This window comes from Paenibacillus silviterrae (genome assembly GCF_030167925.1).
GTDB classification, from domain to species: Bacteria; Bacillota; Bacilli; order Paenibacillales; family NBRC-103111; genus Paenibacillus_G; species Paenibacillus_G silviterrae.
Genome location: NZ_JASKUT010000002.1, coordinates 1,868,016 through 1,879,855 on the forward strand (window position 1 = coordinate 1,868,016; position 11,840 = coordinate 1,879,855).

At 50.8% G+C, this 11,840-nt stretch carries 10 protein-coding genes; all 10 read right to left on the reverse strand.

All coding sequences use genetic code 11. The features are described 5' to 3' along the window. Positions 1–8: 8 nt before the first annotated feature. The 10 genes from QMO62_RS31140 to QMO62_RS31185 all read right to left on the reverse strand — a co-directional run bounded on the left by QMO62_RS31140 (position 9) and on the right by QMO62_RS31185 (position 11,727). Positions 9–827, reverse strand: a complete 819-nt coding sequence (locus QMO62_RS31140) for an MBL fold metallo-hydrolase (protein ID WP_284646349.1) — start codon at positions 825–827, stop codon at positions 9–11. Further along, positions 824–1,993, reverse strand: a complete 1,170-nt coding sequence (locus QMO62_RS31145; RefSeq protein WP_284646350.1) for a GntR family transcriptional regulator — start codon at positions 1,991–1,993, stop codon at positions 824–826. The genes QMO62_RS31140 and QMO62_RS31145 overlap by 4 nt, the downstream gene beginning before the upstream one ends. A 625-nt stretch (positions 1,994–2,618) precedes the next feature. Beyond that, positions 2,619–3,905 carry a hypothetical protein gene (locus QMO62_RS31150; RefSeq protein ID WP_284646351.1) on the reverse strand — a complete coding sequence of 429 codons (1,287 nt, stop codon included), beginning with the start codon at positions 3,903–3,905 and terminating at the stop codon, positions 2,619–2,621. 770 nt (positions 3,906–4,675) lie between these two features. Further along, positions 4,676–5,875 carry a hypothetical protein gene (locus QMO62_RS31155; protein ID WP_284646352.1) on the reverse strand — a complete coding sequence of 400 codons (1,200 nt, stop codon included), beginning with the start codon at positions 5,873–5,875 and terminating at the stop codon, positions 4,676–4,678. Positions 5,876–6,014: 139 nt separating this feature from the next. Beyond that, complete coding sequence (gene ptsP / locus QMO62_RS31160; protein ID WP_284646354.1) at positions 6,015–7,763, reverse strand: phosphoenolpyruvate--protein phosphotransferase; 1,749 nt, start codon at positions 7,761–7,763, stop codon at positions 6,015–6,017. 42 nt (positions 7,764–7,805) lie between these two features. Further along, entirely contained in the window at positions 7,806–8,081 is a 276-nt protein-coding gene (locus QMO62_RS31165; RefSeq protein WP_284646355.1) for an HPr family phosphocarrier protein, read from the reverse strand. Between the two features lie 15 nt (positions 8,082–8,096). Beyond that, entirely contained in the window at positions 8,097–8,549 is a 453-nt protein-coding gene (locus QMO62_RS31170; RefSeq protein WP_284646356.1) for a PTS sugar transporter subunit IIA, read from the reverse strand. Positions 8,550–8,595: 46 nt separating this feature from the next. After that, positions 8,596–9,975 carry a fructose-specific PTS transporter subunit EIIC gene (locus tag QMO62_RS31175; RefSeq protein WP_284646358.1) on the reverse strand — a complete coding sequence of 460 codons (1,380 nt, stop codon included), beginning with the start codon at positions 9,973–9,975 and terminating at the stop codon, positions 8,596–8,598. Between the two features lie 32 nt (positions 9,976–10,007). After that, a complete protein-coding gene (gene pfkB / locus QMO62_RS31180) occupies positions 10,008–10,946 on the reverse strand; it encodes a 1-phosphofructokinase (protein ID WP_284646359.1) in 939 nt (312 codons plus the stop codon). A 16-nt stretch (positions 10,947–10,962) separates the two neighbouring features. Further along, positions 10,963–11,727, reverse strand: a complete 765-nt coding sequence (locus QMO62_RS31185) for a DeoR/GlpR family DNA-binding transcription regulator (RefSeq protein WP_284646360.1) — start codon at positions 11,725–11,727, stop codon at positions 10,963–10,965. Positions 11,728–11,840 lie beyond the last annotated feature (113 nt).

The window sequence follows — 11,840 nt, forward strand, 5'->3', positions numbered from 1 at the left end:
GCGTAAATCTAAATATGGACAATCAATCCGTCATAGGCGACCACGATTCCTGCAGGTTGGAATATAGCCTGGAACTCCTCGTGTAGCAGCTTGGAATTATGGCTGAAATGTGTAGCGATAATCAGCCCGTTCTCCTTCAGGATGCTTTCCTTCTGAAACTCGCGCTGGGCTTCCAGGATCGTCTCAATGCACATATGATTGCGGTCCCGGGATTTTCCCGTATACCCATGGGTGCAGTCGAGTATCGCGCCATCCAGCTGCTTCCCCTGTAACCACTCCCATGTCGCTTCCGGAAACCAGCCGGAGTCATGACCGTACAGCAGCTTCTTGCCTCCCTTCTCGATCACATAAAGCAAGCAGGTTTCCATCTTGTCATGATCCGCCAGCAGCGGGGTAACCAGTGCATCACCGACCGTTATGGTCTCGAAGGGGCGCAACAGATGAAAGGCATACCGTTCTCCGACAAATCGGCCGATGGCGGTACGTGTATGATGCATGACGGCATCGTTCCCGTAAATATGCATCGGATGCTCCAGATTGTGAGCGATTCCAACTCTGCGGCATTCCAAATCATACGCGTTAAAATGATCGGAGTGCGTATGGGTAACCAGCAGGTGCTCGATCGCCCCGAAATCGATGTTATCGCGAAGCGCCTGCATGTAGGAGTCCGGCGAATAATCGAACTTGATCACATCGTCAATAATGGCCGAGCTGCGCGTACGGATGTTTTTTCCTCCCAGCTCCCGTGCTTTAAGACAAGGCTCGCAGCGGCAAAACGCATTCGGAAACCCTTCTGCTGCTGCGGTTCCTAGAAAATGAATCTTCACAGTATCTCCTCCTGCTCGCGATGAAGAACAGACGTTCTCTTTACGATGCTTGTTTGTATTTTAATCGTGATGGGCTTCTCATTCGAATGGTTAACCCGCTTCATCAGCAGATTAAATGCCGATTGGGCCAGCTGCTCGGTATCCTGTCTGACCGTCGTCAGCGGAATCGGGGTTAAGGCTGACAAATGGATATCGGAGAAGCCGACGATGGACAGCTTGTCAGGAATTGAGATTCCCATGCGCAAGGCTGTGTATAAGGTGGATATCGCCACATAATCGTCGCCGCCCATAACCGCCGTCATCTGCGGATTCTCGGAGAGAAACCGTTCCTGCTCCGGATCGCTTTCGTTGATTCGGCTGGGATCACACAGCACGCTTCTGAAATGAATGTACTGCACCTTAACGGGAATCTTATGATCAAGCAGCGCCTGAATATATCCTTGATACCGCTCCTCTCTGCTAGTTATATTGTCGATCGGGTTCGAGGTGTAACCGATTTCACGATGGCCTTGCTCGATCAAATGTTTGGTCATCTGGTAGGAGCCCATAAAATGGTCGTGGTACACGCAATCGATTTGCACTTCCCGGAAAATCCGGTCGATGATGACAATCGGAAACTGCTGCAGCTTCAACCTTAGCACTTGGTCGCTGCAGGTTTTGCGGCCCTGCGGGAACAGGATGATACCGTCCGTGCCGTTGTCAACCAGCTTCTGCAGGCAGCGATCCTCGTCTTCCTTATCCTTACTGATTTTCAGAATCAGATCACAATCGTGCTTGCGTACTTCCTTTTCGGCTGCCGCAATAATTTTGGAAGTGTAATCGGACAGATGAGGCACGACAAGCGCGATCTGCTTGCTTTGTTTCTCTTCTACAGGCGCCGGCTCACGAATCGCTTCTATGGCATCCTTGGCTGCCACCTCACCATGCTGTGCGGACAGGAAGGTTCCCCTTCTTGGCAAGCGGTATACGAGCCCCTGCTCGGCCAGCCGTTCCAGCGCCAGCTTGCTCGTCATCCGGCTTACGCCGAACAGCTTCGCCAGCTCTCCCTCCGAAGGAACAGGATCGTGCGGCTGGAGCCTGCGGCTCTGGATGATACCGATGACCTTCTCGGCAATTTGCAGATAGAGCTGTTGATTCGGTTTTTTCGATACTTGTAGGTTCCTCATTTGCGGTTATCCCTCGTTCTTTTAAAAATCACAGTGGATTGTGATCTGAATTGAGCTTACAAAATGTCACTGACATATTCAATGAATGTTTCGTTAATATTTTGTAAAGCAAGCACTTGACAACATCATTCGCTTCTATTTTCTATGATTCTATATCACATTATATCAGTATATCTGTAACATATCAGTGAAAATATCAGGTATGAAAAGAGCTGCCGAAGGCAATACTCCATAATATATCTATTAATAATGAGTACCTTATAAATTAGTATCTTCTAGACTAGTTATCAACAATCGGACATGCCTTTGATATAAGGACTTTGGGTTTGCCTGTGAACAATTATTTAGACTCGACGCCGCTCTTGTGTACAATTTTTAGACGTTCTGAGAAACGTGTGAATAATTTAGAATTTGTGTTACTCATTAGGAATGAAGTATAGGTCGTTATTGGGGATAATCTGCTTCTTATGTCTGAATAAATAACCGATGCTGCGTTGGCGTGGGGGTTCGAAGACTCGTTGGAACGTGAGGAAGGGCCTCTCTTTATCGTAACCCTGTTTCCGCACACGACAAATAACCCCGCTGCACTGCAGGGGGGTTATTTGGTTGCTTGGGAACGAACCCTCTAATATAGTTCTAGCAGGAGATCTTCCAAGTAGAAGGTATCGCAGTCGATTTTCTCCCCGTAACGGTGACGGATCACGGGAACCGCCTTATTACACAACCGTTTCAGTTCGGCCAGGGACAGCTTGTCCTTAATGGAACGGAAAAACTGGAGAGGTCTGGCTTCGGCGTAGGTTTCTACGCCTTCCTCGTTCTCTGCCATACCGAGATAACGATAAGCTCCGGTATGCTGCAGCACCTCCATATAAGCGACGAACGCTTGATCCTCCAGCTCGGCTCGGAGCATGCTGACCAGATCCACTCCGTCCGTCAAGCCGTAGCGAAGGATAAAGTCCCGAATGCGTGAAACGGCAAAGCGCAGGGTACGCAGGCTTTTGTTATGCAGCAGCTGGGCAAGCTTAAGGAAGAAACCGCCATGCTGCACTTGCTCGATATGCCCCAGCTTATGATAATGGACTAACTGACGAAGCCGTGCGACTGTTTTGGAGTAAGGGATTTTGGCCTGAGGGATCATGCGGTATTGTGCCCCGGCTACATGCCGTACAAGGAAATAAGGATTCAGCGCACAGCGAAGAGACCAGCGGCCAAGGCTATCCTTCTCAACCGAACAGTGGAGAAAAAGACGCTCGCCGTGGATTTGGATGGAAGAGAGGGAATCCAATAGCTCCTTGATCTGGGCAGGACGGGATTTATGTGTTAAGGTATAGATCCAGGAATCGCGTCCCAGATATTCTTTAAACTCCGATTTGACCCGATTGCCGTTCCGGCTTACTATGTACAGGTACAGCTTCTGGGCGGCCACAGGCAGGCCCGTAAACTGCTGCGAGAATACGACAGGGTGGAATAGGATAAAGCGGCCGCTATCGCGCTTATACGACTCCAGCTTCCACTCTTCGACGATGCCGTTCGTGGAGACGGAGAGCAGGCCGAGCTCAATGAATTTATGGATTTCGGCATAAAATTGCTCCTTGCTGCAGCCCTGCTCGTATTCGTCCAGCATGAGCTTGTATAGCCGGTGCACAGGGCACCCGACCAGTGTTCCTTCGGTATTGAAGCGCCGCGAGATCGTCATCACCAGGCGCAGGGTAGTAGCCGTCACATGAAATTTGCGTAGAGGATGACTATGCTTGCGGAATAAAAAAACAGAGTCGGAAGCATAAGATTTCTCCAGCTGGAATATATCTGATAGAAAGGAATGATCGACCGAAACGGGGTACGTGCTGCCCGGCTGCCGATTGTTCAAACGCAAGTAGCAGCTCTGTTCGGTTCTTCTTCTGGACTCACCCACGGATCGATCCTCCTCTCTTGATATAATTTCCTTTACTAGAAACGAAAAATTCTATATAATAAGAACAGCGCCCTTTTTTTGGGTAAACCAAAGCAGACCTGTCACATCGCAATTTTTTGCGCGTGAAGGCTTGCAAAAGGCGGCCTCCTGCTGGTAACAGGAAGCTGGCCGGTTCAAAAAGGGACTCGAGAATAATTCAAAATCAGATCCAAGTTGGCGCTTGGATCGGCACAGTAAAGTTTGGCGACTTTACTGCTGAGCCTCCCCTGCAAGGGAGGTTTTTTGCTTGGTACAAGTTTCCTACAAATTCGACATTAACACTAAATGAATCATGGCGCAATTCGGATATGTTGTATGAATTATACGTAATTTGTTGTATGAGTTCTTCGTCATCTGTTGTATAATCCGTTGTTTATTGTATAGATCATTCGTCGTACGTTGTATAATTCGTCGTGTATTGTATAAATCGTTTTATGATGATGGGAATAATGTCTTGTGTTGTATGGTTTTTTCGTCGTGTGTTGTATAAGGTGTCGTAGTATGTTGTACTTGTGCACAAAATTTTTTGTGGATAACGAAAAAAAATATTCGAATCGTCCTATATTGTACTGAAACGTCGTCGTGTATTGTATAAAACGTCATCTGTTGAATGAATTTTCGTCGTATGTTGTATAAAAAATCCGTCGGCTAATGTACAAAACGACGTAGGATATTGTATAACACAAAAAAAGGATCTATCCTCTGTGGATAGATCCTACTTTTTTTTTCATTTATGTGAATAACACCTGTTGAATGGCATCCGTTTTTTCGGCGACAGCGACACTTTTTGCGGCGTACTGCAGCTGCAAATTGTTAGGTCTGACGTAATACATCCAATTGCCCGTTCCGATGCGCACGTCCTCCCAGCTGGCTATGATTCCGGACTCCAACAGCTCCTGAAACCCTTTTTTGATCGCAATATGGGCACGGTTTGCATTATTCCGGTCTTTATCAAGGTGACTATGCAATCTCTTGAACTCGATCTGGTAGATTTCTTTCTCTTCCTTGCTGTACTCATTCAGGATAAACTTGTACAAGCTCTTCGCCACATCCAGGGACAGGTCATTCATCAAGTGCATATTGATATTGAAGAATTCTCCGTTCTGAAGCGCTTGATGGATGTAATCCTGCAGAAGAATCGTAAAGCTGGAAAACTTCTTCCCTTTGGCCGAGAAGGACTGAAAGATACGATGATACTCGAACGAAGCGTCCTCATCAAAGTCGGAGATCGCATCCTCAAATACCAGCGAAGTATTATAAATATCCAGGAGGCTGTCCCGCACGCTCTGATAGTCGCCTCCGCCGGGATTGGCAATCTTCATCTCTTCCACAATCTCGCGGATCTCCACACGAAGCTCCTTGGGCGTTCCTTTATCCACACACACCTTGCATAAGGAAGAGAACACCTTGTGGTCGTAATCGGTGAGCAGAGTTCCGTTGGCATTCATGAAGTAAAGCTGACGATATCCCCCGTCTCGTTTCTCCATGATGATGCCGCTGCGCTTTTGCATTTTTTCCAGCGTAGCTTTCTTAGGCTTATCCACACTGAAGACGGGGAAATCAACGTGCTTATGAAGGATCGGATGCTCCCCCTTCTTGGCCCGCGCTTCCTTCCTGCTGGCTATAGCTGCCTCCAGGATCTTCATCTTCAGATTGAGATTGGTAAGCTCATACAGCTCCTCTTGGTCCAGATCCGCCCCCTGCTGCCGGGCCTTCAGCTGAGTTTCCCGTAAGGAGTTGATGTCCCGACCGATAATAACGTATGCTTTATCCAGTTCAGCAGAGCTGAAGTTCAAAAATTTATGAATTTTCTCGGCAATCATGCGATCGACCAGATCGTTAATAATGCCTTCCGGCAGAGACGAGCCGTATGTATTGGCATAAATGGGCAATGATGCTTCATCGAGAGCTGTCATCAGCTTCTTGCTCATCTTCAGATACCACCTCCGTGCCTTCCTCTTTCTATTATTCTAGCGGTTTCCCACACGAAAGACAATATAGACGCCCCTAGGAAAAATAAAACAGCCTAAGTCTTTATGAATCAGGGACTTAGGCTGTCAGTTTTTCGATTTACCCTTGTGCAGCGGCCAAGGATTGATGGAAGGCCTCCAGCGTCTGCCGTACCTCTTCTGCGGTATCCAGCTCCAGGATCCGTTCAGCGAGCTCCGTGCAGGCTATCTTCTCCAGGCCGGTGACGACCTTCTTCACTTTGGATAAAGAGGAAGCCGACATGCTCCATTCATGCAGCCCGAGTCCAAGAAGCAGCGGCGCCGCCATCGGGTCTCCCGCCATACTGCCGCACATCCCCGTCCATTTGCCATGGAGGTTCGATGCGTCAATGACATTCTTGATTAAACGAATGACGGCAGGATGAAAGTAATCGTACAAATAAGATACCTTCTCGTTCATCCGGTCTACGGCGACCGTATACTGCACGAGATCGTTGGTCCCGATGCTAAAGAAGTCAACTTCCTTGGCAAAGCTCGAGGCCAGCAGAGCGGCGGAAGGAATCTCTACCATTATGCCGAGCTCAACATTAGCCGCAATTGGCGTACCCTCGGAGATAAGCTGTTCACGCGCTTCTTCATACACGGACTTGGCATGACGCCATTCCTGGAGTCCGGAAATCATCGGGAACATGATCTTCACCGTGCCATGGACTCCCGCTCTCAGGATGGCTCGCAGCTGGGTAAGCAGCAGCTCCTTGCGGTCCAGGCACAAACGGATGGCACGATAGCCGAGAAACGGGTTCATTTCCTTCGGCAGATCCAAATAAGGGAGCTCCTTGTCCCCACCGATATCCAATGTGCGGATGACGACAGGACGGCCCTGCATAGCCTCGGCTACGGCCTTATAAGCGCGATACTGCGTTTCCTCATCAGGCATACGGGACTGCTCCATGAATAAGAACTCCGTACGGTACAGCCCGACTGCTTCCGCCCCTTGGCTTAGCAGGGAAGAGGCTTCTTCCACCGTTCCGATGTTCGCGGCCAGCTCGATACGGAACCCATCCAGGGTAACGGCTTCACGCCGGGCATAGGCCGCAAGCAAAGTCCGTTCCGCTTCCTCCCGCTCTATTCGTCCCTCGTAAGCTTCCTTCGTCTCTGGAGTCGGATTCACAAGGCATTGCCCGGTGGAGCCGTCAATAATAAGCGGATCTCCATGGCCAATATGCTCGATTCCGTCGCCCAGCCCAAGGATGGCGGCAATGCCCAGGGAATTCGCTAGGATGGCCGTATGCGAGGTTTTGCCCCCAATTTTGGTGACAAAGCCCAACACGAGGTTTTTATTCAATTGAACCGTATCCGAGGGGGTCAGATCGTCCGCGACGAGAATCACCTGCTCTTGGATATCCGAGAGCTGGTTCCCCTCAGCACCGGATAGGAGCGCATACAGCCGGTTGCCTACATCCCGGACATCCGCTGCGCGTTCTCTCATATACTCATTCGCCATTTTCTCGAATAAACCGGCGATTTGGTTCACGACTTCATACACGGCCGATTCCGCCGTACATTGCTCCTTCTCGATCCGCTTCTCCATCGGTGGATAGAAGGTCGGATCCTGCAGGAAGCTGATCTGTCCCTTCAGGATTACGGCCTTCTCTTCCCCCAGCGTGTTCTGGGTATGTGCGATCAGAGCCTGCAGCTCCTCCTGGCACTTGGCTTTCGCTTGCCGAAGCCGTTCGATTTCCTGGGAAGGGTTGTCGGCTGTTTTTTTCTCTACTCCGTTCATTCGAACCGGGTTATAGACGAAGGCCTTCCCGATCCTTACTCCGGGAGAAACCCCAAGCCCTGTCAGCTCTCGCTCTGTTTTCACCATGGTTCTCTCCTCCTGTCCTGCCATTTAAAGCAAAGCTGCCGTTTACTCGCCGAAGCCGCTTTCTACCAGCTCCACCAAGGCATCCATAGCCTGCCCGGCATCTGGTCCGTCTGTAGTGATGGTAATGACGGAGCCTTTCTCCAAGCCCAAGGTCATCAGGCCCAGAATACTTTTGCCGTCAATTTCCGTCAGATCGGTTCCGTTATGAAATTTCACGCCGACACTGGATTGAAACTCAGCCGCCTTTTCCGTAAAAAGCTGGGCAGGGCGAATATGAAAACCGGACTCGTTCCGGATCGTAACATCTTTCGTTAACATTGAGGTCATCTCCTATTAGATCGATTCAAGAATAGCCTTCAGCTGCTGAGGCTCCGTCACTTCAAGCAATTGCTTCCGGAAGCCTTCGTCAATCAGCTTGCGGGACAGGGCAATCAAAATTTGCAGGTGCTCGTTGCCGGCAGCCGCTTCCGGAACCGCGATCATGAAAACGATCGATACCGGGTTGCCGTCAAGGGAGTTCCAATCGAGCGGCTGTGCGAGCTTGGCGAAGGCCAAGCCCGGCTTCGCTACCCCGCCGGATTTGCCGTGGGGGATAGCTACGCCGAAGCCGATTCCTGTGGAGCCGGTCTCCTCCCGCTTCAGTACCGCGTCCAAATAAGCATTCTTATCGGTAATACAGCCCGCCGCATTCAGTCCGTCAATCATGGTGCGAATGCAGCTTTCCTTATCGGTCGTTTCCAGCGGGATCATAATGCTTTGGTCATGAAGCAATGCTTGAACGTTCATCGTTTCGTCCTCCTATAGATAGGGGCAGGCCGCCCCTTTGAAGTTGTTATGATTCTTGGATCGGCTTCTTCAAGATGTTCAGCAGCAGAGCTGTCAGCAGCATACCCGCCGCGATAGAGATGACATAGAACAAGAGCTGTGTGACTGCATTCGGAATCAGAAGCACGAAGATACCGCCGTGAGGCGCGCGAAGCGTAGCACCGAAGAACATGGATAATGCGCCGGTCAGCGCAGAGCCCGCTACGATCGAAGGGATGACTCGAAGCGGATCGCTCGCCGCGAACGGGATGGCTCCTTCGGTAATGAAGGAGATACCCAAGACGGAGGCTGCTTTCCCTGCGTCGCGTTCTTCCTTAGTGAATTTCTTCGGACCGATCAGGGTTGCGAGCCATAAGCCGAGCGGCGGGGTCATTCCCGCTGCCATAACTGCAGCCATCGGACCGTAGATGTTGCTGGCGAGGAGACCAATGGCAAAGGTATAAGCGGCTTTATTGAGCGGCCCCCCCATATCGAACGCCATCATCGCCCCGAGCAGCAAGCCGAGAAGCACGGCATTTGTGGAACCGAGCGATTTCAGCCACAGTGTTAATGCGTCCATGATCGCTTTCACCGGTGTGCCGATAACGTAAATCATCAGAAGTCCAGTGATGCCGGTTGCCAGGAGAGGGATAATCAGAATCGGCTTCAAGCCTTCCAGGTTTCTAGGAAGCTTAATATAATCCTTCAGCCATTTGGCCACGTAGCCGGCAAGGAAGCCCGCGATGATGCCTCCTAGGAAGCCGGCCCCCGTCTGGGTTGCCAGCATGCCTCCTACCAAGCCCGGAGCGAGACCCGGCTTCTCCGCAATGGAGAAGGCGATAAATCCGGCAAGAATTGGTACCATCAGCGCAAATGCAGCGCCCCCACCGATATTCATCAAGGCGGCGGCGAGAGTCCCCTCTTGCTTGAAGGCTTCAATACCGAAGACAAACGATAATGCAATCAGAAGACCGCCGGCAACTACGAGCGGGAGCATATTCGAAACACCTGTCATCAGGTGTTTATAGGCGCCTGTGCGTCCTGCACTGCGTTTAGACTTGGATTCCTCGACCTTCTTCGCGAAGTCTTCGGACACGCTTGCCGCTTCCTTGTTCAGCGCTTCTTCCAGAAGCCCTGCAGGATTCTTAATGGCTTGTGCGACAGGAACCTTCACTACCGGCTTCCCTGCGAAGCGGGATTCAAGCACATCCGTATCCGCTGCAACGATAATGGCGTGTGCCTCGGCAATTTCTTCAGGGGTCAACTCGTTCTCCACACCGACAGCGCCCCGGGTTTCGACCTTGATCGGGATTTGCTTCTCTTTCGCTGTCCTGGACAAGGACTCTGCAGCCATATAGGTATGCGCTACCCCGGTCGGACAAGCGGTTACCGCAAGAATTTTTTTCATAGTGTGCCTCCGTTTTCCAAGATGTCATTCATTTAAGGCTTCCAAATCGTGACACTGCTCAGCTTCTCCTCGACCTCAGGAAGCGTACATACCTGCGTCCCCGGCTTGGAGGCGGTCACCGTACCCGCGGCGGATGTCCAACGGGCCGTTTCCTCCAGGGTTTTGCCATGCAGCATACAGTAAATCATCGCGGCTACCATGGAATCGCCCGCTCCTACGGTGCTCATAGGCGTAATCGGGAACGGTTTAGCCCGAATGGCTTCATCCTTAGTGACCAGGATAGAGCCGTCGCCGCCTAAAGAGACAGCAACCAAAGCAATCCCTTTTTCCGTCAGCCTTCTTGCTGCGGCGATGATATCCTCATCCGTCGTGAAGGTTTCCTGAAACAACGACTCCAGCTCGTGAATGTTCGGCTTGATGGCGAAAGGAACGGCCTCTATGCCGTGCACGAAAGCCTCTCCGTCCGCATCGAGCACGGTTCGGACTCCCGCCGCATTCGCCAGCTCGGTTAAGGTCTTGTACAGATCGGCTGGCGCCCCGGGAGGTAGGCTCCCCCCAAGAACGACAACCGCTGCGCCCTGCACCGCCTCACGATAATTTATCAAAAAAGCTTCAAGCGATGCCGCTGTAACAGTAAAGCCAGGCTCATTCAGCTCCGTCGTGATATTGCTTCGTTCCTCATAGACCTTCAGGTTGATCCTTGTTTCCCCTTCCGTCTCCGTAAACCGGTGAGGAATCCCGAGTTCCTGCAGCTTCTCGCTGAGCACTTGCCCTTGATGCCCGGCCGTAAAGCCCGAGCAGGTAACCTCAACGGCAAAATGCTTCAATACCTTCGCCACATTGATTCCTTTACCGCCAGGGTCCATACGCCAGTCCGTGATTCGATTCAGACCGCCGAATTGGAATTCGTCCAATGTGACGGTTTTGTCCAAGGCCGGATTTAACGTGATAGTAACTACTGCGGAGTTCATGAAATCCACCTTCCTCTCAAACCACCGTTACCTTAATGCCGGCGGCCAGCATTTCTTTCACCGCTTTATCTGTAATTCCATCGTCGGTTAAGATTTGATCGATTTCCGAAAGCTCAGCCACCTTGGCGAAGGAGACCTTGCCGAACTTGCTGTGATCAGCCAGCAGAATCACCTGCTTAGCAGATCGAATCATGCTTTTCTTCGCGGAAGCCTCCAGAAGGTTGGGTGTTGTTAGTCCGACTGAAGAATCCACACCGTTGATCGCCAGAAAAGCTTTATCCACATAGACGGAACCGAGCGCCCTTTCCGTTAAGGGACCAACCATCGCTAACGTTTCATGACGGAATGTGCCTCCTGTCAGAACGAGCTCGATTCCGGTATGGCTTGATAGCTCCTGCGCCACCATGATCGAATTGGTCACGACGGTCAATTGCTTGAATGCCTTCAGCTCCTTGGACAAATAATAAGTCGTCGTTCCGGAATCAAGCACCAGCGTATCCCCTTCCTCAACAAAAGATACGGCAGCTTTGGCGATAGCCTCCTTCTGTGCGCGGAACCGGTCCTCCTTCTCCATAAAGGTAGGCTCCGCATTATCGCTAACCAGCATAACCGCACCGCCATGTGTACGGCGCAGCTGCTTCGCCTCCTCTAGAATCTTCAAATCACGGCGCACCGTCGATTCGGACACCTGGAATTGCTGTGCCAGCTCCTGAACGGAAGCTCTTGCTTTCAATTGAACATAATCGGCGATCTTCTGCTGGCGCTCTTCTTCAAACAGCAAAGGGAACTCCCCCCCTTATTTAATCAGATATCTTACGCTCATTCATGATTGTTTGTTGTTGATTATGATTATATTTGATTTATTGTAGTTTGTAAAGCGCTTTCTGAATGAAA